Below are 25,620 nucleotides of genomic sequence, written 5' to 3' on the forward strand. Positions count from 1 at the left end.
GCATGAAACGATGTGAGGTGCAGTAACAATGAACAAATGGAAAATACCCGGATTGGTCATACTCTGTACACTTGTACTTTCCGCGTGCTCTGTAAACAGTAACGCAGACCAGCTCTACAAGCAGCCAAAGCCTCTGTCTGCGCATGTGATGCTTCCTGAAAATATAGAGCCAAAGAGCACACAGATGTTAGAAGTGCACGTAATGCAAGAAAATAAAACGGTGGATGATGCCAAAATCGTTCAGTTTAAAGTGTGGAAAAAAGATGCTCCCGGTAAAGTTGAAACAGCAAAGGCACATTATGACGGCAGTATGTATAAAGCAAAAGCAACTTTTAAAGAGGATGGTATTTACTATATTAAAACGGATATTAACGCGCGCGGTGAGCACATCCTTCCTACTCAGCAAGTCGCAGTAGGCAAATTATCGAAAGAAGAGTTACGTTCACTGCAGTCAGCTGAAAACGAAACGCACCATCATTACTCTCATCATTAGACATAAGCTCACGTTCAGCAGCTGTACGTGAGCTTATGTTTTTCTTATAAATTCTAGCTAGTTCCATTATATGTTTTTACATTTTTTTCTTATTACTTTAAAATAAAAGTGATAAACGTTTTATAAAGGAGTTTTACAGATTGAAAAAAATTGTTTCTGGTATTTTAATTTTAGTATTAGCCGTTATTGTTATGATTGAAGGAAATCCGTTAGAGCAGAACTCTTCAACGAATACCTCCTACGATGAAGTAATTACCTTCCCTGCTGATCGTTACCCTGAAACTGCAGCGCACATTCAACATGCAATCGATAAAGGAAAATCGGCTGTTTGTACAATCGACCGAGACGGTGCTGAAGAAAACCGCCGTGAGTCTTTAAAGGGCATTCCGACTAAAAGCGGCTACGATCGAGATGAGTTTCCGATGGCCTTTTGTGAAGAAGGCGGAAACGGTGCAGACATTGAATATGTAAAGCCTTCAGACAACCGAGGCGCCGGATCTTGGATCTCACATCAAGTAGACGAGTTTCCAGACGGCACGAAGGTTTTAATTGAAGTGAAGTAAAAAGAATGGTCATCGCGACCGTTCTTTTTTTATGTTGAGAGCCTGTATAAGAAAAAGAATAAAAAAAGAAAAATTGTTCTTGCCTAAAGATACTCTTCACTTTTAAAATAAAAACGTGTGTGTTACATATATGCATCATTGTTTTATAGGAGGAATGAGTTTCTTGGACAATCTATGGCAGCAGCTACTTCCTGCCTCATGGCAATTAACTTTATTTATTTTCTTTTTTGTGTATATCTTGCGCTACAAACAAGAGAATAAATTCAGCATGCAGCTTCACATGCTGCTTAAGTTTCTTTATGCCGTTATTTTGATTTTAAATGCGGTGTTGTTTTTAGTGGAAAGTCAGCGCGATTTTCTTTTTTATGCAACGCTTTTCATGAGTATCCTGACGATTATTTTGATGGAGTTCACGCTTTCTGCAAAAAAACAGAACGAGCTTGATTTTATTTCAGCCGTTTCTTGCTGTGTTCTTCCGATTTTTATTTCTTTACTTGAACTTAGTTAATGAACCAAAGGCCTCTAGTGATCCAGAGGCCTTTTTGATGTTATTGATCTTTGTTGTTACGGTCCATCATATCTTTTGGATCTTCTACAATATCTTCTGGATCACGGTTGTTGTCTTTTTCATCATCTCGATACATCTTGTCATTTTTATCTACGCCAGGTACGTTATTGTTGTTGTTCATATTGTCTAAGCCCGTGTTTACAAACGCCACGTATACTTTGTCGATTTTACTATCTGCTTCTCTTACACGGTCCGCAATTTTTTGTTCAAAATCAGTTGAAACTTCATGATAAGTATCGCCGTTATACGTTACAGTGTTCACCTTGCCATTATCGTTGTTGTCCGCTGCATCATTTCCAGCTAGGTCTACCGTTACATAGGCATTATTATTATCGCGAAGCACATATGCATCGTCAACTTCCTTCATATCTTCTACATTTTGCGCTGCTTCAACTGACTTTGTCGGCTGATCGGTGTTATCCATTGGGATATTGTTATCAACCCCGTCGTTTGTAGAAGTGTTGCGTAAGTCATTTTGAGTATTGTCCATTGCGTTATTGTCTTTATTTCCTCCACATGCAGCTAAGCCTGAAAGAAAAAGAACTGAAGAAGCAATGATAAGTCCTTTTTTCATTTTTTCCATCTCCTTAAATATAGTTTGCAGTCGTATTATGCTTAATTTTTGCAAAACTATTCAAAGGAGACGGAGAAGTGAAAAAACCTTTTTAAAAAATGTACTTAACGCTGCTAGCAATATTATAAGACACATTTTAATGTTACAGCTGTACTTATTCTCCTAATAGCTTTCGAACGGCTATTGAAAGCGTATTGACATGCCGTTCTACGTTTCCCGCCTCAGCAACTTGTTTCTTTTCATCGACGTTGTAAATCGGCGCTGGATTTTGTGTAATTCCGTTGATCGTTGTAGCCATAAAAGCTAGCAGATCATCTGTTGGTACAGCCGGAGAGAAATTCTTTACTTCTATTTGCTGCGTAATAAAGTCGTGAAGCTTTTTTTGAATATATTTAAGGTTAGAGACTTCAACTAGCTGATCTTCAATTTTCATAAAACGCTGAGGGTCTTTTGAATACAACGCTACTAGTTCAAAGTAAATTTCTCCTCCTGCTGTCATCGATTCTTGGATATGCTCTCCAATATACATAATAAAATCATGCAGCATTTCAAAGGAATCTTTTTTTGTCTGAAGTAGGGCTTCAATTTTATCTTTTACTTTATAGCTGACGCTTTCTTGATTAAGAAGTCCGACAAATACTTCATCAAGGTTTGAAAAATATTTGTACACGCCTCCCTGACTCATTCCAGCTTCCAAAACGATATCTCGCATGGCTACATCATGCACCGGTTTGCTCTTGCATACTCTTTTGGCTGCTTCTAAAATCTCTTGCTTCTTTTTTTCAGCGTATCCTTCCCTTACTTTTGGCATTTTTTCACGCTCGCTTACTTTTTTATTTATTTCCGAATGTCTCGAGTGCATCAATAATCACCTGAGCTGCTTTTTCAGCCCCTTTTTCAGCTCGGATTTGTTTTCCGATTTCTTGTGCTTTGGACCGAATTTCATTAACTTGCGTACAGGAAATAGCTGCGGATAATTTTTCAGCCGTCAATTCTTTTCTCGGAATGGCTTTTGCTCCAGCTCCTAGCTCGTGAATTTTTCTTCCCCAAGCGAATTGGTCATTTCCATAAGGAACAATAATACTTGGAACACCAGCTCGGAGGCCTTCCGCCGTTGTTCCTGCTCCTCCATGATGAACAACGGCAGACATTTTAGGAAACAGCCACTCATGAGGAATATCTTTTACAAATAAAATGTCTTCTGCTATCTCTTCCGTGTGATTCATTCCGCTTCCTCCTGTATTGATGATACCTCGTTTCCCGGCAAGTTTTAAGGCTTTAATCACTAAAGCAGTCGTTTCGCCTGCGTTTTTTTTATCACCAACACTTCCAAATCCAATATAAACTGGCGGTTCTCCAGCCTTTAAAAACCTTTCCAGCTTCTCTTCCGGCTGATAGCTATGGTCACTGTCCATAAACCAATTTCCGTAGGAATGAACGTGTTCAGGCCAATCTTTAGATACGGAAAATACAGTGGGACTTGACGAAATAATGATTGGGTTAGCTGCTGTACGCTGCTTTGGATACGGACATGAAAAATCGCTAGGTCCTGTTCCATGCTGCTGAACCCAATATTTTTTTAAAGGACCATTTACTACTTTCCAAAATCCCCATTCAAAAATACGATGCGTCAGCTTATTATATATTTTTCCAAATCGTGGTCGATCATAAAAAAGTAAAGCTGGATAGTCTTTTGTTGGTGTCATTGGAAAAGGGCTGGCTAAAATGCTTGGTATATTCATCTCATTAGCAGCAAAGTAACCAATTGCCGCACCTGGATGATATACAATTGCATCGGCTCCTTTGCATGCTTTGTGCAAATCTTCTTGTATATCAATCATCATACCCATCATCTTTTCATTTTTTAAGCTTGAAAAAAATTTGAGAGGATTGTCTGCATTAATCGCGTCGTCTGCTGCTCCGCTCTCTATAATTTTAGAAACATCTCCTCGAAGCATGGCATATTCGAATCCATACGATTTTATGAAGTTTTGATAAGCTTCTGAAGCCGCAATTCGTACACGGTATCCTTTCTTTTTTAGCTCTAATCCTAAAGCCATAAAAGGCTGGGTGTCTCCTCGCGTTCCTGTTGTTAACATCGTAATAAGCATCATTTCAGCCTCCTTATATTAAAACGACAACATTGTCGTTTTAATATAATGTAACCTCCTGAAATTGATTCGTCAATATAAAAAACGACAATTGTGTCGTTTTTATTACTATCCTTTATTTTCCTAAGGCACTTTTTTAAGATTGCTGCTTTTAATTATAACAAGGGGAAATTTCCTTTTTATAGTATTGTATAAAGAAAGGCTTATTCAGCTAACGGGCAGTCATGTTGAATAAGACAGGATTTACTTATCCTTAAATAAAATATTTTCAAAACATCATAAAAGGAAGTGTGTACTATTGGATAGTGAAAGTAAACTCATTATTTCTCCATTAAATAATGACTTAATAGACGACATCAATATGACAAATGATTATTTTAAGTTATATGGCAGAGTTGTCCCCAGTTTGCAATCAGGAAAGTGGTCTTATAAAGAAGTTCTTTTTGATGAAACTAGAGAAACACGTTTTCCAGATGACAAACTTGATTGGAGCCAATATATAAACCGAGAGGATAAAGCTTTGTTTTTAGCTTATATGAATACTACTTGCATAGGACAGATTAGAATAAGTAAGGATTGGAATCGCTTCTGTTATATTGAAAACATTGCTACTAAAAAAGATTATAGAGGCAGCGGAGTCGGAAAGTTGCTCTTAAATAAAGCAGAAGAGTGGGCAAGACAAAGAAAACTTATAGGAATGTCCTTGGAAGCGCAAGATGATAACCTTGGTGCATGCAGATTTTATGTAAAACAAGGATTCATACTAGGTGGAGTTGACACACTAAAGCAGTCATATAATCCTACTATTAGAACCACTTTATACTGGTATAAGTTATTCAAGTAACGGGGGCTTTAGCGGAATAAGTAATAGAGTCGTTTTAACATAGGAATTTTAAAGAGTTAAATAGTTGAATTTGCTCGTCTTTAGTGAAGTCTGAAAACGTGGCATAATGTCTTTAACCATTGAGAAACCGCCTCCTGAAAGAGTATTTTATCATCTCTTATCAGGAAATAATCTATGCGAAAAGAGCCTTTCCTACAGATAAGCCCGCTCTTTATAAAGAATGAAAAAAAGATGCTTCGCGTTTTAAACGAAGCATCTTTTTCAAGTGCAGCTATGAATGCCTGCCTACTTTTTTAAGTTAAACTGATCGTGAGGCAGCTAATTTCTCAATCGGGGCTTGTTCAATGTCTGCTGCTGAAATATTCAGCAACTTTTCTAAAACAGCCGTTATGCCCTCATTTGTTTCATTACTTTTTTTGCAATCATTAATATGCTGGTTTAATTGCTTTTTATAAGCCTCGGTATGAATGAGCCACTGACTTAAAAGCTCTTTTGTCGCCTTTCTTTCGTCTTCGCTTTTAGCTCCAAATAAGCTCTCCATATCAGGTTCTTGAATAATTAGCTTACTAAAATCTTCGCTTACTGCAAGCCAAAAATAGTTCTTTTCGTATTCGTAATATCTGTGTTCTTTTAATAAAAAGTAGCCAATTTCAAATTCAATGCGATAGAGCGGCTGGTTAACTTTCGGTGCATGAAGGCTTTTAAAGTTAATATGCTCTACATCATCTACATAAACCTCTAAACCGTATTGGGTTTTAATCATCTTAGCGTCTACTGTATTCATGGTGTTTACCTCTTTAAGGATATTATGAGAGAACGCGTGCATTCTTTTTTTAGAATGCGCACGTTCTTTATCTTTTACTTAGTTTTGAACAGCATTTTTCCAATCAGCCGCAAATTTTTCAATTCCTTGTTCGGTTAAAGGATGTTTAACAAGCTGCTCGATTACTGAATATGGAATAGTTGCAATATGAGCTCCGGCAAGGGCTACGCGTGTAACGTGGTCCGGATGTCTTACAGAAGCCGCAATGATTTGAGAGTCGATATTTTGAATGCGGAACAACTCAGCAATTTTAGCCACAAGCTGTACGCCGTCTTCTGAAATATCATCAAGGCGACCAAGGAATGGAGATACATATGTTGCACCTGCACGGGCTGCTAAAAGAGCTTGGTTCACAGTGAAAATCAGCGTTACGTTTGTTTTTACACCTTTTTTAGCAAGGTAGCGAGTCGCTTCTAGTCCAGCGAGTGTCATTGGAAGCTTGATCGTAATGTTTTGATCCCCGCCGTTAATTTTGATTAATTCTTCTGCTTGCGCAATCATGTCTTCTGCTGTTTCGGCATCCGGCGTCACTTCTGCTGAAACGGATTCTACTTCTGGAACGGTTTTTAAAATTTCTTCAATACGATCTTCAAACTTTACGCCTTCTTTTGCAACAAGAGAAGGGTTTGTTGTAACACCAGATAAAACGCCCAATTTGTATGCTTTTTTAATATCGTCAAGGTTTGCAGTATCAATAAAAAATTTCATTTTTTCATTCCTCCATTAGTTTTTTTTACTATACCCAGTATTTCACTTGTTATTTCTTTTCCACAGCATGACCGCCAAACTCGTTTCGAAGCGCGGAAACTACCTTTCCTGTAAAGGTATCATCTTCAAGCGAGCGATAGCGCATTAGTAAAGACATCGCAATAACCGGCGTAGCTGTTTGAAGGTCTAAAGCCGTTTCTACCGTCCATTTTCCTTCACCAGAAGAGTTCATAACTCCTTTGATGTCATCTAGCTTAGCATCTTTAGAGAATGCATTTTCGGTTAATTCCATTAGCCATGAACGAATAACAGATCCATTGTTCCATACTCTCGCCACTTTTTCGTAATCATAGTCGAACTGGCTTTTTTCAAGAACTTCAAATCCTTCTCCGATTGCAGCCATCATGCCGTATTCAATGCCGTTATGAACCATTTTTAAAAAGTGGCCGCTCCCTGCTTCTCCAGCGTATAGGTATCCGTTTTCTACTGCTGTATCGCGGAAGATAGGTTCAACAATTTCCCACGCTTCACGATCTCCGCCAATCATATAGCATGCTCCGTTACGAGCGCCTTCCATTCCGCCAGATGTTCCAACGTCCATAAAGCGGATTTTGTTTTCTTTTAACTCGTTATAGCGTCGAATAGACTCTTTGTAATGAGAGTTTCCCGCTTCAATAACGATATCTCCTTCAGCTAAAAGAGGCTTCACTTCACTAATAACAGAATCAACAACCGTATGAGGAACCATCAGCCATACAACTCTTGGTGTTTCGAGTGACTGAACAAGCTCCTGTAAGCTTGATACTCCTGACGCACCGTACCCTTTCATTTGCTCCACTGCATTTGAATTTACGTCAAATGCTACAACGTCATGACGCTGATCCAATAAGTTTTGTCCTAAGTTAATCCCCATTTTCCCTAAACCAACTAATCCTACTTTCATGTGAACAGCTCCTTCTATTTATCTTTTTATTTAAGCCTTTAGCAATTCTTTTGCTTGTGCCACTACGTTTTCTTCTGTAAATCCAAACAGCTTCATCACATCAGCTCCGGTTCCTGAAGCACCAAATGTGTCAACAGCTAACACTTTTCCTTTTGGCCCTACAAAACGTTCCCAGCCAAGTGAAATCCCCATTTCTAGAGAAATTCTTTTTGAAACAGACTCAGGCAAGATACGCTCTTGATACTCTTTTGACTGTTTGTTAAACAGCTCCCAGCTAGGCATTGCTACAACACGTACAGATACATTTTCACGCTCTAGCTGAGCTTTTGCACCGACCGCTAGTGCTACTTCAGAACCTGTGGCGATGAAAATCATCTCCGGCTTATCGTTTGTTTCGGTTAATACGTAAGCTCCCTTAGCTAGGTCGTTGATATTTTGTTTTGTTTCTTCAAATACAGGCAAGTTTTGACGGCTAAGCACTAAGGCTACAGGGCCTTCCGCTTGCTGAAGCGCATAAGCCCAAGCGCTAGCTGTTTCGTTTGCATCAGACGGACGGATTACGGTAAGCCCTGGAATTGCACGAAGAGAAGCTAAATGTTCAACGGGCTCATGAGTTGGTCCATCTTCTCCTACTGCTATGGAATCATGAGTAAATACATATGTGACCGGCAGCTTTTGCAGTGCAGCTAAACGAATCGCTGGACGCAAGTAATCATTAAAAACAAAGAATGTGCTGACAAACGGCTTCACACCTCCGTGAAGGGCCATTCCATTACCGGCCGCTCCCATTGCATGTTCACGTACGCCGAAATAAATATTTCGATTACCGAAATATCCTGGTGCGTACGGACCGTCTTCTTTAATGTCTGTCATCGTAGAATGCGATAAATCAGCGCTGCCTCCAAAAATAGATGGCACAGATTTAGTGAAATAATTAATCGCTTCTCCGCTTGCAACACGAGTCGACATCGCTTTTTCTGATGAAAATGTTAAAATATCATTTACTTCAATTAACGCTTCGCCCGTGATGGCACGTTCTAATTCATCAGCGAGCATAGGGTATTCTTTTTGGTAAGAAGCAAACAGTTCGTTCCACTCTGCTTCTGCTTTCATCCCTTTTTCCTCTAGCTTTTCAAAATGAGCTTTTACTTCTTCTGGAACATAGAAGTTTTCTTCAGCTTCCCAGCCGTAGGCTTGTTTTGTTTCTTTTGCTTCTTCTTCTCCAAGCGGATTGCCGTGTGCTTTATTTGTTCCTGCTACTTTTGGACTTCCGTAGCCAATAATGGTTCTTACTTCGATAAGCGTTGGCTGTTCGGTGTTTTGCTTCGCTTTTTCGATGGATTTTGTGACTTCATCTACGTCATTTCCATCTTCTACACGCAAATACTGCCAGTTTGCAGATTCCGCTCTTTTTTGGATATTTTCACCAAACGAAAGATTTAATTCCCCGTCTAACGAAATATCGTTGGAGTCATATAAAGCGATAAGCTTGCCAAGCTTCATATGGCCAGCCATGGACATTGCTTCATAAGAAATGCCTTCCATCAAGTCACCATCGCCTACTAATGTATACGTATAGTGATCAACGACAGGGAATTTTGACTGGTTAAACTTTGCCGCTAAATGAGCTTCTGCCAGTGCCATTCCGACTGCATTTGCAATTCCTTGACCTAAAGGACCTGTTGTTGCTTCCACGCCGTCCGTATGGCCAAATTCAGGATGACCCGGTGTTTTACTGTTTAATTTGCGGAAGCTCTTTAAATCTTCTACCGATACATTGTATCCGCTTAGATGAAGCATGCTATACAGCAAGCTTGAGCCATGACCGGCTGATAAGATAAAACGATCTCGGTTAAACCAGCTTGAATTTGCCGGATTATGCTGTAAGTGATTTGCCCACAGCGCATAGGTCATCGGAGCCGCTCCCATCGGAAGCCCAGGATGGCCTGAATTAGCTGCGTTTACTGCATCAATTGACAGGGTGCGAATCGTATTAACTGCAAGTATGTCTATGTTGGTACTCATGTTTCATCCTTCTTTCGCTTTGTTTGTATTAAACTAGCTGCACTTCGCGTGATTGACTTGCTGTTTCTTCATCCAACCACCACTTAAAACCGTCTTTTTCTAAAAGTGCATATGATGCGTCAGGGCCGTATGAACCAGCAGCATATTTATAAAGCGGCACTGTATTTTCCTCAAACGCTTCAAGAAGCGGCTGAACCCATTCCCAAGCTAGCTCTACTTCTTTCCAATGAGCAAAAAATGTAGAATCTCCGGCACATGCATCTGCAATAAGACGCTCATATGCTTCCGGCGCTCCTTCTTGCTGACCTGAGAAATTAATTTGTACAGGCTCAATATGACCATGATTAAATGGATTTTTGCTGTTTAACTGCAGCGTAATATTTTCGTGCGGGTTGATTTCAATGATCAACAGATTTGGAGATGTTGTTTCTCCTTTGTCTAAGTACAACTCTTTTAGCGAGTCTTTGAATTCAATAACAATTCGCGTCGCTTTTTCCGCCATTCTTTTCCCTGTACGAATGTAGAAAGGAACACCTTTCCAAAGCGAATTATCGATATATAGTCTGGCTGCTAAAAACGTATCTGTCTGTGAAGATGGTGAGACACCGGGCTCATTTATGTAGCTCGGCACTGAAGCCCCGTTTATTTTTCCAGCCTCATATTGACCGCGAACAACGTCTAGATCCATCTCTTCTTTTACAAGCGGACGAAGTGCTTTTAACACATTTATTTTTTCGTTTCGAATGTCATCAGCGCTAATGCGAGCCGGTAAGTGCATAGCCGTCATCATCAGCATTTGCAGCATATGATTTTGAACCATATCTCGAATCGCTCCTGAATGGTCATAATAGCTTGCTCTTTCCTCTACGCCGACCGTTTCACTTGCTGTAATTTGTATATTCGCAATATGTTCGTTATTCCATAATGATTGAAGAATAGGATTAGCGAATTCCAGCGCTTCTAAATTTTGTACCATCGACTTGCCAAGATAGTGGTCAATGCGGTAAATCTCTTTTTCTTTAAACGCTTTGCTTAAGTTTTCGTTTAATTGTCGAGCTGACTTTAGATCATGGCCAAACGGTTTTTCAATAATTAACCGTTTCCAACCTTTTGTAGCACCTAAGCCGCTGTCTTTAATATGCTCGGCGATCGTACCGAAAAATTCTGGTGCAACGGAGAGATAAAACATTCGGTTGCTTGGAATGTTTAGTTCTGCTTCTCGTGCTTCTACTAGATTTAACACACTTTTATAGTCTTCAGCATTCGTTGCATCCAATTGGCTGTAGCGAAAAGCTGACAGAAAATGCTGCATAAGAGATGAATCTTTTTCGACGCGACGTGAAAAAGTATGAATAGATTCTTCTACTTTTTTCTGAAAATCTGCATCGGACATCTCCCTTCTGCCTAGTCCTACAACAGAAATTGATTTAGAAATTTTCCCGTCTACAAATAAATTATAGAGTGCAGGATAAATTTTGCGTTTCGCTAAATCACCTGTTGAACCGAATAAAACAAAAGTCATCGCTTCCATATCTCTTCCTCCTGTTAGGAAAAATATAATCTTTAAAAAGTAACTTTTCTTTCACTCGTTACTTTATGTAACCTATCTTATTCCTGAAATATTTTTTCGTCAAGATATTAATCTCGTAAAAAATCATTTCAATTTTCTTTTTTTCTTTAAACCTTATAGCAGCTTATCTCGGTTAGTTTAGGGCGAAAATAATGAAAATACTTTTCAGTTGAATTTAGAAAATAAAACTGTTTTAATGAATCTGATAGAATTGTATGAAAGTAAAAACACACATAATATTTACATATGTGTCAGGTGAAAAATACTAAAAGGTGGAAGTACTATGAAAGCTCAGCTAATGAAGGTGTTTCAAGACTTATCTGTTTTTTACATAGAAAAATCATAAAACAAGTTAAAAGAGAAAGGAAATTTGACCTCTTTCTTTTGAGCTAAATGCGCGCCTTTAATGCGTGGCTACAGCAAGAAGTGTAAGCATCATATAGAGGTTAAAGACAGCCAGTAAAACAAGAACGGTATAGACTAATTTTTTACCTGTTTTTCCTAAAAAGTAGACGTTTATTAAACTAAAATACACGCTTGCTGCGCATAAAACGAACGCAACAAATTCCTTGCACTCACTGGGTTTCATTTGAAAATCTGGATTATAGTAAATTTGAAGATCGTTACTAACAGCGAACGGAACAGTCCACCACCTGATTAAAACCCCTATAAACATAAATATTCCGATTACATTTAGTGTAAACTGCAGCGTTTTCTTCTTTTTCACGCTTCTTTTTGTAGATTCTTTAAAGTTTGCCCGCATGCATTTCCCCCCTGATGTTTTTAACACAGTAACTGATTTGAGCAGAACTATATAAACGTTCCTTCTTTTAATTTTATACACGCTAGGTCTTACAGATGACATGATTGACATAAGAAAAGCTTCTTCCATTCATAAAGGAAGAAGCCTTAAATAATGAGACTATATTGATCAATGCTTTAGTTCACCTCTGTATTCTTTTCTATTACAGCTCTTACTACGATGACTTTCCCATTCCCTTCGCAGCATTCCCATTTTGATGCTGTCAAAATATTCACCGTTTACGATACGTGCTTCTCTGATTCTCGCCTCTTCTTTCATGCCTATTTTTGCAGCTGTTTTTATCATTCTGATGTTGCCTGACCACGTGGACATACCGAGTCTATGTAAATGTGTAGACTCAAATAAAAAATCAATCCACATGCGGTAAGCTTCCGTGCCGTATCCTCCGCTCCAATAATCTGAGTCGTAAATGACAATTCCGGTTTCCAGCCAGTTTGTATGCTTGTCTACCCAGTAACAACTTACGGTGCCCACTGCTTTTTCATCAATGATGACCGCGAGGAGTCGAGGAACGCATGGAAAAAGCTCATATTCCTTGTCCCATGAGTTCATATATTCTTCTCTGGTCAGTCTTCCTTCTGTTATATAGGGAGCATTCCACTTTTTTGCTTCTTGGTTTTTTTCTTCGTACTTCCAGTAATAAAGTTCATTAACGTCTTCCTGTGTCGCTTCTCTTAACCACACTTTTTCTCCTATTAGTTTTATCATGAGAGGCATCACTCCTTGATTTATCCATGCAGAGTAACTCATCCTGCCCTACATGTAAAACACCGAGAATGAATCCTCCCGGTGTTTTTCTTTTTCCTTTATTTATGATTCACGTTTTCCATAACCGCAAAATAGTTATCTTCACTATCTGAAAAGTTAAAGACTCGCCCTGAAGGCATAGATACGATTTCTCCCACCGTTACGCCTTTAGCTGTTAAATCACTATATAATTCATCCACATTTTCTGTAAAAAACAGCAGTGAAGGAGTCCCGACATTTAATTCTGGCTGCATTTTTGCTATTAGCTGTTTGTTATGAAGGATAATGGTTGTTTCGGCCCCCGCTACCGGCGCTAGCTCAATCCACTTCATGCCTTGTTCATTATTTTGTTCAGACATAACCTGAAATCCCATTTTTTCTGTCCAAAACTTTACCGCTTGATCTTGATCGTTTACATATACCATAATTTGACCGACTTTTTTAATCAATACTTTCACTCCTTTTAATAGATAAAATCATTTCTTCCGCTACTGTATCTGCCGACTTTCCCTTTGTGTAGATCGTTTGCTTTGCCAATGTGCGATTGGATGGATGTTTTACAAAATGTTTGTTAAGTTCAAAAATATCGTTGTCATCCGTTATTTGTTGCAATCTTTGATGCAATATCTGTATGGACTCTTCTCTGTCAGCACTCGGAAGCAATAAAAACAGGGAGTCGTAAGGTTTTAACGTTTTTTCTACTTGTTGAAACAGCTTTATGTCTTCATAGACCGAGTGGCCGGCGCCAAAATCAATGACCGCATGCTTGTAATCTTCTAGTATTCTTTTAACGGCATAGGCTTCAAAAGGCTTCCAATAGGCGTACATGCCTTGAAATCCTTGTTTTTCTCGAATTTGTTGCTGTGTTTCTTTGCTGAATCCTATTTCCCGGTAGTAGGAAAATCGCACTTCATCCATTGAGCACTGAGGAATATTTAGTTTGGTTGCCACTTTTTCACCAACCGTCGTTTTTCCAGCGCACATAGGTCCAATGAGAATAATGGGGATTTGCATATGCTCTCTCCTTATTTCACTTCCAGCACAAACGCGTACAACGCATCTCCATTAGATACATTTTTTTGATTTTCATCCATCCACCATACCGAATATGAGTAGCAGTAAGTGCCTGTTTTTGAAGGTGCTTTCAGCTTGCTTTTCTTTAGGGGTACGTCCACTTCGTGTTTGTTTTGTATTTGTACCAGATGCTTTTCGTTGGGCTGCTGCTTATATTTGATAACAAGCGACAGCGATTCATTTGCTTTAACTTCAATCGGCTTTTCTGTTTTTAGCAGTTCTAAAGGGCCTACTTTATCCACACACGGCTGTTTTCCATGTTCTCATTGTTTCATCACCTTTTTATTATTTCTTCATGACTCTTTCATTTCCTGTTTCTTATTTTCTTCTTTCCTAAATAGCATTGTCTTATGAACTGAACTGCTTGAGACACCGCCGTTGATTTCCGTGCAAGACTTCGCTTGCCGCCGGCGGCCGCTGAGCCTCCTCGTCGCTTACGCTCCTGTGGGCTCTCATCTGTTCCGCTTTTCCCGCAAGAGTCTTCGTCTTTCCCTCCAATCAACTGCTAGAAGGAACAAAACAGATAAAACGATAGGCACTATCACAAAAAAACGAACCGCTCATCAAACATGTTGATGAATAGTTCGTTTTTCCCTTCGTCTAACATACTTTTGTCCCAGCCTCTTTTTTAAACTTGCACGCTATTTGATTCCACTAATTTCCCATCTTCCATCCACACAACGCGGTCACATAAATCCAGCATTCTTTGATCATGCGTAACCATTACAGCTGATTTGCCCCTTAGCTTCACTTCATCTGCAAGCATTTGCACGACCGCTCTTCCTCGCTCTGAATCCAAGCTTGCCGTCGGCTCGTCTGCAAAGATAATTTCAGGGTTATTCATCCACGCTCTTGCAATCGCTGCCCGCTGGCGTTCTCCTCCCGATAAACTTTCAGGATAGTGATGCTTTCGATGAGCAAGCCCTAGTTTTTCAAGCAAATCATCCGCTCTTTTTTTGGCTTCTTTGTCTCGATTTCCTTCTAGTTCCGTGACAAGAAGCAGCTGATCGCGAACCGTTAAATACGGAATTAAATTAGCTGATTGAAAGATAAAGCCGATTTTTTTCAAACGGATGCTGTTCATTTGCGCTGAAGACATGTTATTAATCTCGTCTCCATCAATCATCACGCGTCCGCCAGACGGTGAAAGCAGCGCGCCTGCAATGGATAAAAAGGTACTTTTCCCAGAACCGGAAGGACCGACAATAGCCACAAGCTCTCCCGCTTTTACACGCAGCGATAGATTATTTAACACGACTACAGCGTTTTCTCCGTCTCCAAATGACTTGCTAACACTCTCTAAAACTAGTTTTTCTTCACTCATTACACAGCCCTCCCAATCGCTTCAACCGCATCTACTTTTGCTACGCGATACAGCGATAATAATGAACTCAGTACAGAAACAGCTACAAACAGCGCCGAACACCCTGCGATCAGCGACACGTCCAAGTGGAACGGCATGGAATCCGGTAAAATAGCAGCTACTCCGTATGTCAATCCAATACTGATAGCAAGACTGCATAAAGTTAAGACAACCACTTGAGATAAAATCGTCCGCGCTAAATAACTTGTTTTTGCTCCTATCGCTTTTAACACCCCAAACTGATTCATTTTTTGAAGCGTCATCACGTAGAAAAAAACGGCTAATACAAAAGCTCCAATGATAAACAGAAACGCGACCATCATTAAAAGCGAGCCTTGTTCTTCTTGATAGCCAGGAATACCCTTTAACGCTTCATCTTTACTAATCACATCAATGTCAGACTCCTTTTTTTGAAGAGCATGTGCTTTTTTATCGTTCATGTTTAACACCACTGCATTAAAGGCATCTGTGCTTTCAATTGTCTTCCACTCTGTAAGATTAATATGAATAACAGGCGCGTGACTAAACGACTGATTTTTTGTAAAACCAACAATTCTAAAGCTTTTTCCTGAAGCCGTATCTTTTATCATATCACCTAGCTTTACTCCTTTTTCTTTTAGCGAAGAGTCCGCCACTGCTTCATGTTTCGCATCGTCCGTAATCATCTTCCCTTCTGTTACGTTCGGAGCTAAAAAGCCGCTTGTGCTTATGGCAAAAAACGAGGCGTCGATTTTTTTCTCTTTTCCTTCATTTATAACGGCTGTCATCGTGACACCAAGCGGCTCAGCATTTTTCTTGCCGCTTAGTTGTTGAATATCCTCTGTTTTGTTTGTGGATAAAACAGAGCGCGTCAGGCGCTGATCCGCTTCTTTTTGAAGCACAAAATAATTTCCTTTCATTTCTTGAACAGCTGAAGCATTGTCAGAGGAAAGCCCCTTTGCTAAGCCTGATACAAAAAGCACAAGCCATACAATTAACACCATAATCACGCTAATGAGTAAATAGCGCAGCTTCGCATGTTTTAATTCACGTAAAGCCAAAAACATCTTTCTTTCATCTCCTTTTTTAATTCTATTTAAAGTATAAAAATAGAAAATGAATGGAAGATGAACGGCTCATTACATTTTCGGAAGATAAACGTGAAAAGTGCTGCCTTTTCCTTTTTCACTTTCAACGTGAATCGAGCCTCCGTGCATTTCGATAATTTGCTTCACAATCGCTAAACCAAGACCGCTGCTTCCTTCCGTCCGGCTTCTTGCTTTATCTTCCTTATAAAAACGATTAAAAATATACGGTAGGCTTTCTTTTGACATGCCGATTCCCGTATCTTGAAATTCAACGTGGCAATGCGTGTCTTCCATGCCAACGCGAAGAGACAGCGTTCCTCCTTCTTCCGTGAACTTTACGCTGTTTGTAATCAAGTTTGTCCACACTTGATGAAGCAGTTTTTGATCGCCTGAAATCATCGTTGAAGGCAGATCCATTTCAATGGCCAGCTCTTTTTCACGCCAGCTCCACTCCGTCATAAACAGCACTTGCTTGATTTGAGCTGCAACGTCAAACGTGCTTTTGTCGATATGCTCGTTTTCTTTATCAAGTGAAGCAAGCGTAAGCAGCTGTTTGCTGAGCGAGGACATGCGCCGGCTTTCTTCTTCAATAATAGACAGATACTCATTTCTTTGTTCATCAGAAAGATGGCCAGAACGGAGCGTTTTTGAAAACCCTTGAATGGACGCCAGCGGAGACTGAATTTCATGTGACACGTTCGATACAAATTCTTGGCGCATCTCTTCAAGCTGCTCTAAACTTTTAGCCATTTCAGAAAAATGTGAAGCAAGCGAGCCGATTTCGTCTCGGCGCTTTACGTACAGCTCAACGTTGTATTTTCCTTTTGCCACTTGCTTTGTCGCTTCGGTTAGCTTGACGATTGGTTTTACTAAATAACGCGTGCTAATAAGTACAAATAAAATACTTAATACAATCATCAGCAGTAAAATGACTGAGAAAAAAATACGCATTTCCCCGAACTGCAGCTGAATATCTGGGCGAATAAACAGGGCTTGCTGCTTGTTACTTTCTCCTTTTAACGGCACGCCAATGGTATTGGCTAATACATTATCAAAAAATCCCGTCACAAACACCTGTGAAGGAAAGTTTGCAATTCCGTGATACATTTTGCCGTCTAACACTTGTTTGACAGCACTCTTTTCTAAGCGCTGGTTTCTAAATTTCCGCCCGTAAAACGTCTCATTTCCGCTCCTGTCCACTACATATATTTGATAGCCCAATTTACTAATATGCTGTAAATAAGACTGTTGATCCACGCCTCTATTGCTTTCGTAAAAGCTCCTAATGTCTTTTGCCATACGCGTAACCTTTTGATCGTTATACGGTTTTAAGCTGTACTGATAATAGACGTTTGCTAAAATAAACGCGAGGAGACTGCTAAATACCATTACAGCAATGGTCGTCAGGACAATCCGCAAATAGAGCGTCTTCATTTTGCCGTCACCTCAAGCTTATAGCCAACGCCTCGAACCGTCGTAATGACAAAATCATCGGTATGTTCAAATCTCTCGCGCAGCCTTTTTACGTGTACATCGATTGTGCGGTTATCTCCGTTAAAATCCGCTCCCCATATTAGGTGAATGAGTTCTTCTCTTGTAAAAATTCTTCCTGGGTAGCTCGCAAGCTGAGCTAATAATTCAAATTCTTTCATTGGAAGAATGAACAGTCGTCCGTTGCAGTGCACTTCATAGCTTTTTCGGTCGATAGAGGTGTTGTTCAGCACGATCATTTTTTCATTTACCACTTCGTACCGGCGAAGCAGTGCTTTGATTCGGAAAATCAATTCTTTTGGTTCAAACGGCTTTGTCACATAGTCATCCGTTCCTGCTAAAAAGCCTTGTTCTTTGTCTTCGAGCTGATCTTTTGCCGTTAATAAAATAATGGGGAAATCATAATAGCTCCGTATTTCTTCGCACACTTCATATCCGTCTTTATGAGGCATCATAATATCTATAACCGCTAAATGAATGTGCTGCTTAGCAAGCAGGCCTGAAGCTTCTTCCCCGTCTTTTGCTTCATGCACCATATAGCCCTCAAGCTGCAAATAGTGACGAACCAATTGCCGCATATGCTCATCGTCATCCGCCAGTAAAATGTGAATCATTTTTTCTGCCACTCCTTTTATCAAGCATTTAAAATGGCGGCCTTTTGGCCGCCATCATTTATTCTTTCAGTATCTATCTGTTTACTAGTGTAACCAAACGCCGTGGTCCTATTGCGTTTTTATTAGGATAAGGGCTTATTGTGAACAGCAGATGAACAGCTTGTTACAAAATCCATTCACCGCGCGCAATCATCTCGACTTTTCCGCCTACTTGAATGTGAAAAGCCTCTCCATCATAACTAGCTTTTACATACAGCAGTGAAGATCTTCCTATTTCGTATCCTTGTTCTACACGTATGTCAATGGCTTGCTGATTAAAATAACGGTATTTAACTAAATATGCTGCTAAACAGCCGTTGGCGCTGCCGGTTGCTGCATCTTCTGGCACGCCGTAGTAGTCGGCAAAATCTCGCACATTTACGTGATGATCTTCGTGATAGGTTTCCGGCGAAAAGACCATAATTGCTTTCGCTTCCGTGTCTTCTATCAGTTTGAAATATTTTTCTTTGTCTACATTTATTTCTTTAGCTGCTTCTAATGATGTTAACGGGACAAGGATGACCGGCAGACCGGTGGATACTTCTTGAACGGGAAAACGCGTGTCGATATAAACTTCATCAAGGTTTAACACGTCCGCCACTTGCTTTTTATCTAACACTTTCCCAAACGTCGGCTGACCTTGTGTCATCCATAGTACATCTTTTTGTTCGTCATATGTAACGGGCGTAGGGCCTGCTTTATAATGAAGAATAAGCTCCTCTGTATCTTTTTCTTTTAATTCTTCTCGGATAACATAAGCGGTACCGAGCGTCGGATGGCCTGCAAATGGCACTTCTTCATTAGGTGTAAAAATCCGCACGTTATATTCTCCTTTTGCAGAAGCAGACGTGATAAACGTCGTTTCAGAAAAATTAATTTCTTTAGCCATTTGCTGCATCTCTTTGTCTGAAAGTCTTCCTGCGTCTTTAAAAACAGCGAGCTGATTTCCCGTATATTTTCTCTGTGCAAATACATCAACAATGGAATACTGAATACTTTTCATTTATGTGTTCCTTTCTAAAGCAAATTTTCATGTATAAAATAGGTCATTACGTTTTTCTTTAAAGCCTCATATTGCTCCTTATTGGTATCCATAAACGCTTCTTCCCGACTGGACAAAATGTCTGCATAATGGAGAGGCTCGCGAAATTGTTCTTGTGTAAAATCACAGCGCTGTTCATCAAGCTGATTATAAAAATGCCAGCCTTCTTTACACGGAGTTTTTAAAATATATCCTCCTTTGATATCTTGAACGACAAGAGCTGTCACGCCGCACTGTCCCTTAGAAGGATTGTCAGCCGTCCACTTCGTGCTTGAATGAATTGACCACGATTGATGCAGGGCTTCCTTTAAACGATTCACGTTGGAGCACCTCCTTTTTCTTCAAATCTACCATATTCTTCTTTTTCATGAAACTTCTTGTTAAAAAACCCATAGCACAAATATTCTTACTTTAAAAATAATTTAAGGAAGAATAGAAAAATAATAGAAATAATGTATAATAATAGAGTCATTTTAGATGATAGATTATAACCAATGAAAGGTGTTTTAAAACGAATATTAAAGATGTAGTTCGCTACGGCGACGAAGCAATTACGCTTGAAACGTACAACGATCATCCAAAATGGACCTATATTAAAAAAGATGGCCGTCATCACGTTGTACAATTTACCGGCTACGATTATACAGAAAAAGAACATGTACGCATTGTGTTTAACGTTTATTTGGATAAACAAATTTACGAGTGGGACAAAATTTACATCAACGGCAAAAAGTTAAATAAAAAAGATGCGGAAGACTATGAATACTGGATTGAAGACAGTTCAGCATATTAAAAAGGTCAGCAAAAAAGAAAGGATGAGTGCTTGCTCTCCTTTCTTTTTTGTTTTATCTTAAATCGTCAAAGGCAGCTTCACCGTCACTACTGTCCCGTTCTCATCACTTTCAATCGCAAGCTTACCGTTATGCTCGTTGATGATCGTTTTACAAATAGAAAGCCCTAACCCCATGCCTGTTCCATCTTTTGTTGAGAAAAATGGATTTCCTACTTTATTAATAATGGATAGCGGAATGCCAGAGCCGGTATCTTGAATGTCAATAATAGCCCAACCTTCCCATTCTTTAATAATAAGATTTACTTCCCCGCGTTTCTTTTTCTCCATTGCTTCAATGGCGTTTTTCAAAAGATTCATAAACACTTGTCTCATTTGAGCAGGATCGATTGAGACAAGCGGAATGGCTCCTTCTATTCTTACGTTCATTTCGACATTATACAGCGCAGCTTCACTTTTCAAGAAAGCAACGGTATCATGAATAACTTCTACAATCGATACGATTTCTTTTTTGGGCGCTGTTGGCTGCGTGACAAGCAAGAAGTTGTTAATAAGTTCATTCATACGATCCAGTTCATCAAGAACAATTTTTTGAAAAGGCTCCGCCTGTTCATTTTCATTAAATAGAAATTGAATAAAGCCGCGCACCGACTGCATCGGGTTTCGAATCTCATGCGCTAACCCTGCTGCTAGCTGCCCTACGAGCGCCAGTTTATCAAGCTGCAGAATTTTCTCTTCAATTTTCGGCAAAACAGCCGCTTGATTTTTATAAATAATATGAGACAAAATACCAGCCAGCCGGTTTAACCCTTGAATTTCACTTTCGCTAAACTGATAAGGATCCGGATCGACCGCACATAGGGTACCAAACATTCTCCCGTCTTCTAGCACAATAGGTGTTCCTAAATAAGAACCTACCCGGGCACCATCAATGATGGCTAAATTAGACGTTCTAACATCGCGTTTTGTATTGGGAATAACAAGGGGTTCATCACATGTGACTAAGTTGCATACCGCAAGTTCTAACGGCAGCGTCAGTCCATCCTCTACAAGGCTTCCCCCTTCTTTATTAAAGGCTTTCATAACTGAAAATTGTTCGTCGAAAATCCCTACAAACAGCGTCCTGCTTCCGACTACTTCGCTAGCCATCTGCAATACATCCCAAACGGCTTTTTCATTGATGTTCCTCTCTTCCATTACCTTAGTCACCTACTATTTAAATATAGACTGTTCTATTCTCTTATTCTCATTATAAATTTTAAATCCGAAAACGTATATCAAAATTTTAAGAACTCGTTTATTTCTTCTATTTCATCGTTAGGGTTAAGGGTAGCCAAGACTTGATGGTCCTCCCATATGCCGTTAATATTTACATTTTTTCTAGCTATTCCTTCCCTATGAAACCCTGCTTTTTCAAGTACTCGCTGAGAAGGCATATTACGAGGCATGACACCGGCTTCAATGCGGTGAAGATTCAGCTCTTCGAACGCATAGCCTACAAGTGCTTTTACGGCTTCTGTTGCGTACCCTTTTCCATTATGATGCTGATCTAGAAAATAGCCGATAAACGCGCTTTGTAAAGATTCGCGCATCACTTGAAAAAGACTAATGGTGCCAATTAACTTATTATTCTCTTTTTGAAAAAGACCAAAATAGTATTCTTCATCGTTTTTCCTCTTCTCTTCGTGACGCTGAATTTTTTCTACTTGGCTCTCTAACGTATAAAAAGAGTCCTCTCGAACCATAGAAAACTGTTCAAAAAAGCCGCGATTGTCCTTTTGCAACTGAAGGCTGTCGTGCGCATCGCTGACAGTTAACGGGCGTAAATAAATAGCGTGACCCTCTATCATACTATGTCTCTCCTCTACTTCAAGAAATGTATGTAAAAAAAAGAAGGCTTTTTTAAAAACCTTCCATTTTCTCACATATTAAACTTTTCTTGTTTGAATGTAAAGTTCTAAATCACTGCTTTTCTTCGTTGTGATATGTTCTGCTATGATTTTAGCTAGCACCATATTATACACCGTTCCGTTATCTCCATATCCGCTTAGAAAGTAACAGTTAGGCATTTCGTCATATATTCCGATGAGGGGAAGGCCGTCATGAGTGCCTCCGTAATAAGCGCTTATGTAATAATCAGCTTCGACTTGAAGATGAGGAAAAAGCTTATTGAACTCTTTTAAAAGTTTGTCTCTTTTATGAACGAGTTTAGCATCACGTTCTTGCGGCACAATCGTGTTTTCATCAAGACCGCCTATAATGACTCGATTATCGGAAGTTGTTCTCATGTAAATATACGGTCGAGCTGTTTCCCAAATTAAATTTCGATTTTTCCATCCTGTAAAATCCTTTACAGGAGTCGTAACGATAGCATAGGAACTTGTGAGTACAGCTTTTTTCTCCCTCTTAAATTCTTGATTTTCATAGCCTCCTGCCATAATGACATGTTTAGCTTTGATTTGTGATTTATTTTTAGTAAAAAATACAGCTTCATCTTTTTCTAACTTTTGACCGACAATTTCTGTTTCTTCAAACATCCGAACCCCATGCTGTTTTCCATACTCTAACAGACCGAGTGTGAAGCTGTAAGGATTCAGCTCTGCATCATTTTTAATAAGCATTGCCATTCGTTTTTTAAATCCATAGTCTTTTTCAATTTGTTCTTCTGATAAGATTTCAGCTTCAAATCCATGCTTTTGCATATAAAAGTAGTCTTTATTTATCTTCGTGATATCTTCTTCATAACTTGCATAATACAAGCTGTCTCTTCTTATAAATTCTGCATTAATCGGAAGTTTTTTAGCTGCTTCCTCAATATCTGTAATAGCCTGTTCACACAGCTTATAATGACGGACTGTTTTTTCTTCTCCAAACGTGTTGACTAATTCGTAAAACAATTTATCTCCTAAATATTGAATAAGAGAGGTATTTACAATTGTACTTCCATGCCCTGCTTTACGTTTATCAACAACCACAACATCAAGCCCTTGCTCACATAAATAGTAAGCACATTGTGCACCTGAACTTCCTCCTCCAATAATAAGAACATCACACTCAATATCTTCCTCTAGAGATGGGTATACAGGCGGCTTCGCTACAGTTGTTTGCCAATAAGGGTTTCCAGATAACAAATCCATGCAAACGCCTCCTTTCTTCTCTGTATTATGCCCAATATAAGCTAATTTTTGCATGCAGCAGTGTGAAAGTATGTGGGTTAAGCTTTTGGAGGATAGTAAGCAGGTGATTAAAGAAGCCATTCATTAAAACTAATCTTCTATACAATAGAAGTAATCATGACTCTTAATACCATGAGCATATAAAGTCCATGACTAAAGTATTGATAAACATCATGTCGTGATCTTCTGCTTTAGACACAGACCCCCAGTAAGTGCGTAAATATATAACTTCTTCACTACATAAAAAATTCCACGCAAAAACCACCTGGAAACTCACCAGATGGTTTTTTATATTAAGTGGGGTGCACGCTCTGATTAACTGTGGATGGATATAAAGCCTTACGTTCCAAAACAGACTTCTTTATAGAAAAGAATGATGTGAAAAATATTTCTTCTGAGATTTTCCTTTTACTTGCGTTTAACAGCCGCAGCCAAAGCCATAGCCGCCGTATCCGCCGTAGCCTCCATACGGGTAACCACCGTAACCGTAGCCGCCATAGCCATATGGTGATAACAGTGAGCCTGCTACTAGCCCTCCTGCTAATCCTCCTAAAAATGGACCTCCAAAGCCATAGCCGAACGGTCTGCCAAAGCCAAAGCCAAACGGGCGTCCGAAACCAAACGGTCTGCCAAAGCCAAACGGTCTGCCAATAAACCTTTCATCTGCTTGTTGAAGTTGATGATGATCTTGAGAATACATAGTAGGTAAAAAATGCATTTCTGAATTCATAAGAGAAACCTCCGTTTTTTTGTTTTTGCTTTCACCCATGAATATGCATTTACCTATTCGCTGTCTTGGGCAAATATCTTGGTTATGCTGAAAATAAGGGAAAAGAATTACGAAAAAAAGAAAATTACTAGGTTTATATGAAAATGAGCTTGATTTCTCTTTAGTACCTAATACATACAAAAAGAAGCGGATCCTGACTTAGAATGGTATAGGGAAAGTACTAACGTGTTTATTTCATAGTAAAAAATAAGAAGCCGAAGAAAAAATTCTTCGGCTTCTCCTTCATTATGTACGCAGGCTAAGGAGGAAGTGGTGTTAGCCTGCTTCGTTATAACATGGGGGCTCATATATGAGATCTTGGGATGATTCATCCTATGTAGAAAGTGAAAAAAAGTACCGTGTCCATCTTATTTTCTTATCTTTTTTTATTTTCATTAAAATCATTGGATATTTTTGGAGCACTTTTGCATTTCAGGCATATGTTAAAAATGTACTCAGAACTTGGAGGTGAAATATATGGGCTTCTATGGTGGCTGTGGTTATGGCGGTTACGGTTACGGCGGCGGCTGCGGGTTTGGCAGTGGCTTTGCTTTAATCATCGTATTATTCATTTTATTAATCATCATCGGCTGTGCTTGCTGGGGAGGATTTGGCGGTTGCTAATCATTAGAAATAGTGATGAACAGCTTCATTTCCGCTAATTTTTTCACCAAAAGCTAGCTTTCCACTTTATTATGAAAAAGCAGTGTCCACATAATGGGCACTGTTTTCAAATGTGCTTATGAACCAGGTAATAATAAGACTAGCCATTATAAAAAAATAGACTTTTTTAATCTGCCGTTTCTTGTCTATTTCTTCCCATCACCTTATTTTTCTTGTTCATACTTCCTTTTCTTCTACATATTAATAGATAAAAAGATTAATTAAAAAGAGAGTCACTCTGCAACTCTCTTCCTGCTCTATGTAGATGCTAAACATTAAACAAACGTTTTTTTCAAGACAACGCGCTGATCATTGACAGTATAGCCGTTTCTTTCATAAAAAGCCTGTGCAGCTCCTCCAGTCGCCGTCAAGAGATACAAGCTGTTGATATCGTGTCTTTGAAGTTCGTTCTCAAACCGGCTTAAGATAGCTGAACCGTACCCTTTTCCCTGCGCGCTTGCACTGACGCAAAGCTCGGCCACGTAAAAGGTCATACCGCTGTATGATTTTTTTGCGTGACCTGCAATCATTCCAATCAACTCTCCTTGGTCATAAAATAAATAGCCCATAAATTTAGGTGTGTTCAGTAAATCAGTCAGCCTTTCTCTAGCTGATTTCTCTGTCCACGGCTCATTCCAAGGTTTTTTTGTAAATACATTCATATACAAGTTAATGCACTGCTGCATATTCTCTGCAGTGAGAGGTACTACTTTTCCGATCATTTTTACGCTTCCTTTTTT

30 protein-coding genes are annotated in these 25,620 nt (G+C 39.3%); 5 read left to right on the forward strand and 25 right to left on the reverse strand.

Annotation, left to right across the window (positions count from 1 at the left end; translation table 11 throughout):
* Window positions 1–28 precede the first annotated feature (28 nt).
* The 3 genes from OK414_RS17425 to OK414_RS17435 all read left to right on the forward strand — a co-directional run bounded on the left by OK414_RS17425 (window position 29) and on the right by OK414_RS17435 (window position 1,564).
* Entirely contained in the window at window positions 29–493 is a 465-nt protein-coding gene (locus tag OK414_RS17425; protein WP_263045259.1) for a FixH family protein, read from the forward strand.
* Window positions 494–633: 140 nt separating this feature from the next.
* Window positions 634–1,056: a NucA/NucB deoxyribonuclease domain-containing protein gene (locus OK414_RS17430; RefSeq protein WP_013083984.1), complete on the forward strand. Its 423-nt coding sequence runs from the start codon at window positions 634–636 to the stop codon at window positions 1,054–1,056.
* 154 nt (window positions 1,057–1,210) lie between these two features.
* Complete coding sequence (locus OK414_RS17435; protein ID WP_234943443.1) at window positions 1,211–1,564, forward strand: DUF1516 family protein; 354 nt, start codon at window positions 1,211–1,213, stop codon at window positions 1,562–1,564.
* 40 nt (window positions 1,565–1,604) lie between these two features.
* On the opposite strand, the gene OK414_RS17440 is transcribed toward OK414_RS17435, so the two are convergent.
* The 3 genes from OK414_RS17440 to OK414_RS17450 form a co-directional block, all read right to left on the reverse strand.
* Window positions 1,605–2,198, reverse strand: coding sequence for a hypothetical protein (locus OK414_RS17440; protein ID WP_028409296.1), 594 nt, complete (start codon window positions 2,196–2,198; stop codon window positions 1,605–1,607).
* 154 nt (window positions 2,199–2,352) lie between these two features.
* A complete protein-coding gene (locus tag OK414_RS17445; protein ID WP_233334985.1) occupies window positions 2,353–3,060 on the reverse strand; it encodes a TetR/AcrR family transcriptional regulator in 708 nt (235 codons plus the stop codon).
* The gene (locus OK414_RS17450) at window positions 3,032–4,312 is read right to left on the reverse strand and encodes a glycosyltransferase (protein WP_263045260.1); all 1,281 of its coding nucleotides are present in this window, start codon (window positions 4,310–4,312) and stop codon (window positions 3,032–3,034) included. Before OK414_RS17450 ends, OK414_RS17445 begins: the two co-directional genes overlap by 29 nt.
* Window positions 4,313–4,607: 295 nt before the next feature.
* Here OK414_RS17450 and OK414_RS17455 point away from each other — a divergent pair, with 295 nt between their 5' ends.
* Window positions 4,608–5,153 carry a GNAT family N-acetyltransferase gene (locus OK414_RS17455; RefSeq protein WP_034650492.1) on the forward strand — a complete coding sequence of 182 codons (546 nt, stop codon included), beginning with the start codon at window positions 4,608–4,610 and terminating at the stop codon, window positions 5,151–5,153.
* A 298-nt stretch (window positions 5,154–5,451) separates the two neighbouring features.
* Here the strand turns inward: OK414_RS17455 and OK414_RS17460 are convergent, their stop codons facing one another.
* The 21 genes from OK414_RS17460 to OK414_RS17560 all read right to left on the reverse strand — a co-directional run bounded on the left by OK414_RS17460 (window position 5,452) and on the right by OK414_RS17560 (window position 24,178).
* Complete coding sequence (locus OK414_RS17460; protein WP_263045261.1) at window positions 5,452–5,937, reverse strand: hypothetical protein; 486 nt, start codon at window positions 5,935–5,937, stop codon at window positions 5,452–5,454.
* A 78-nt stretch (window positions 5,938–6,015) separates the two neighbouring features.
* Window positions 6,016–6,684: a fructose-6-phosphate aldolase gene (gene fsa / locus OK414_RS17465; RefSeq protein WP_013083988.1), complete on the reverse strand. Its 669-nt coding sequence runs from the start codon at window positions 6,682–6,684 to the stop codon at window positions 6,016–6,018.
* 49 nt (window positions 6,685–6,733) lie between these two features.
* A complete protein-coding gene (gene gnd / locus OK414_RS17470; RefSeq protein WP_013057957.1) occupies window positions 6,734–7,627 on the reverse strand; it encodes a phosphogluconate dehydrogenase (NAD(+)-dependent, decarboxylating) in 894 nt (297 codons plus the stop codon).
* A 30-nt stretch (window positions 7,628–7,657) separates the two neighbouring features.
* Window positions 7,658–9,652, reverse strand: a complete 1,995-nt coding sequence (gene tkt, locus OK414_RS17475) for a transketolase (protein WP_263045262.1) — start codon at window positions 9,650–9,652, stop codon at window positions 7,658–7,660.
* A gap of 28 nt (window positions 9,653–9,680) precedes the next feature.
* Window positions 9,681–11,183: a glucose-6-phosphate dehydrogenase gene (gene zwf, locus OK414_RS17480; RefSeq protein ID WP_263045263.1), complete on the reverse strand. Its 1,503-nt coding sequence runs from the start codon at window positions 11,181–11,183 to the stop codon at window positions 9,681–9,683.
* Window positions 11,184–11,625: 442 nt separating this feature from the next.
* A complete protein-coding gene (locus tag OK414_RS17485) occupies window positions 11,626–11,985 on the reverse strand; it encodes a hypothetical protein (protein ID WP_263045264.1) in 360 nt (119 codons plus the stop codon).
* Window positions 11,986–12,153: 168 nt separating this feature from the next.
* Complete coding sequence (locus tag OK414_RS17490; protein ID WP_263045265.1) at window positions 12,154–12,753, reverse strand: GNAT family N-acetyltransferase; 600 nt, start codon at window positions 12,751–12,753, stop codon at window positions 12,154–12,156.
* Window positions 12,754–12,851: 98 nt separating this feature from the next.
* Window positions 12,852–13,241: a VOC family protein gene (locus OK414_RS17495; protein WP_016764883.1), complete on the reverse strand. Its 390-nt coding sequence runs from the start codon at window positions 13,239–13,241 to the stop codon at window positions 12,852–12,854.
* Entirely contained in the window at window positions 13,234–13,806 is a 573-nt protein-coding gene (locus OK414_RS17500) for a shikimate kinase (protein ID WP_263045266.1), read from the reverse strand. Before OK414_RS17500 ends, OK414_RS17495 begins: the two co-directional genes overlap by 8 nt.
* Window positions 13,807–13,817: 11 nt before the next feature.
* Window positions 13,818–14,108: a hypothetical protein gene (locus tag OK414_RS17505; protein ID WP_263045267.1), complete on the reverse strand. Its 291-nt coding sequence runs from the start codon at window positions 14,106–14,108 to the stop codon at window positions 13,818–13,820.
* 62 nt (window positions 14,109–14,170) lie between these two features.
* Complete coding sequence (locus tag OK414_RS17510; RefSeq protein ID WP_263045268.1) at window positions 14,171–14,368, reverse strand: hypothetical protein; 198 nt, start codon at window positions 14,366–14,368, stop codon at window positions 14,171–14,173.
* 126 nt (window positions 14,369–14,494) lie between these two features.
* Window positions 14,495–15,190, reverse strand: coding sequence for an ABC transporter ATP-binding protein (locus tag OK414_RS17515; RefSeq protein WP_128820252.1), 696 nt, complete (start codon window positions 15,188–15,190; stop codon window positions 14,495–14,497).
* Window positions 15,190–16,275: an ABC transporter permease gene (locus tag OK414_RS17520; RefSeq protein WP_263045269.1), complete on the reverse strand. Its 1,086-nt coding sequence runs from the start codon at window positions 16,273–16,275 to the stop codon at window positions 15,190–15,192. The genes OK414_RS17515 and OK414_RS17520 overlap by 1 nt, the downstream gene beginning before the upstream one ends.
* Before the next feature lie 72 nt (window positions 16,276–16,347).
* Window positions 16,348–17,730: a sensor histidine kinase gene (locus OK414_RS17525; protein WP_263045270.1), complete on the reverse strand. Its 1,383-nt coding sequence runs from the start codon at window positions 17,728–17,730 to the stop codon at window positions 16,348–16,350.
* Window positions 17,727–18,401 carry a response regulator transcription factor gene (locus OK414_RS17530; protein ID WP_263045271.1) on the reverse strand — a complete coding sequence of 225 codons (675 nt, stop codon included), beginning with the start codon at window positions 18,399–18,401 and terminating at the stop codon, window positions 17,727–17,729. Before OK414_RS17530 ends, OK414_RS17525 begins: the two co-directional genes overlap by 4 nt.
* 163 nt (window positions 18,402–18,564) lie before the next feature.
* Window positions 18,565–19,443, reverse strand: coding sequence for a PhzF family phenazine biosynthesis protein (locus OK414_RS17535; RefSeq protein WP_263045272.1), 879 nt, complete (start codon window positions 19,441–19,443; stop codon window positions 18,565–18,567).
* Window positions 19,444–19,457: 14 nt separating this feature from the next.
* A complete protein-coding gene (locus tag OK414_RS17540; RefSeq protein WP_263045273.1) occupies window positions 19,458–19,802 on the reverse strand; it encodes a hypothetical protein in 345 nt (114 codons plus the stop codon).
* Window positions 19,803–20,332: 530 nt separating this feature from the next.
* Window positions 20,333–21,469 (reverse strand): GAF domain-containing sensor histidine kinase, encoded by a 1,137-nt coding sequence (locus OK414_RS17545; RefSeq protein ID WP_034650452.1) that lies wholly within the window; start codon window positions 21,467–21,469, stop codon window positions 20,333–20,335.
* An 80-nt stretch (window positions 21,470–21,549) separates the two neighbouring features.
* Complete coding sequence (locus OK414_RS17550; RefSeq protein WP_034650450.1) at window positions 21,550–22,122, reverse strand: GNAT family N-acetyltransferase; 573 nt, start codon at window positions 22,120–22,122, stop codon at window positions 21,550–21,552.
* A 78-nt stretch (window positions 22,123–22,200) separates the two neighbouring features.
* Complete coding sequence (locus OK414_RS17555) at window positions 22,201–23,409, reverse strand: NAD(P)/FAD-dependent oxidoreductase (protein WP_034650446.1); 1,209 nt, start codon at window positions 23,407–23,409, stop codon at window positions 22,201–22,203.
* A gap of 457 nt (window positions 23,410–23,866) precedes the next feature.
* Complete coding sequence (locus OK414_RS17560; protein ID WP_263045274.1) at window positions 23,867–24,178, reverse strand: hypothetical protein; 312 nt, start codon at window positions 24,176–24,178, stop codon at window positions 23,867–23,869.
* 516 nt (window positions 24,179–24,694) lie between these two features.
* Between OK414_RS17560 and OK414_RS17565 the strand changes: the two genes are divergently transcribed.
* Entirely contained in the window at window positions 24,695–24,841 is a 147-nt protein-coding gene (locus tag OK414_RS17565) for a YjcZ family sporulation protein (RefSeq protein WP_013057978.1), read from the forward strand.
* Window positions 24,842–25,155: 314 nt separating this feature from the next.
* On the opposite strand, the gene OK414_RS17570 is transcribed toward OK414_RS17565, so the two are convergent.
* A complete protein-coding gene (locus tag OK414_RS17570; protein ID WP_013084007.1) occupies window positions 25,156–25,602 on the reverse strand; it encodes a GNAT family N-acetyltransferase in 447 nt (148 codons plus the stop codon).
* Between the last annotated feature and the right edge of the window lie 18 nt (window positions 25,603–25,620).

The organism is Priestia sp. JV24 (assembly GCF_025910025.1).
GTDB classification, from domain to species: Bacteria; Bacillota; Bacilli; order Bacillales; family Bacillaceae_H; genus Priestia; species Priestia megaterium.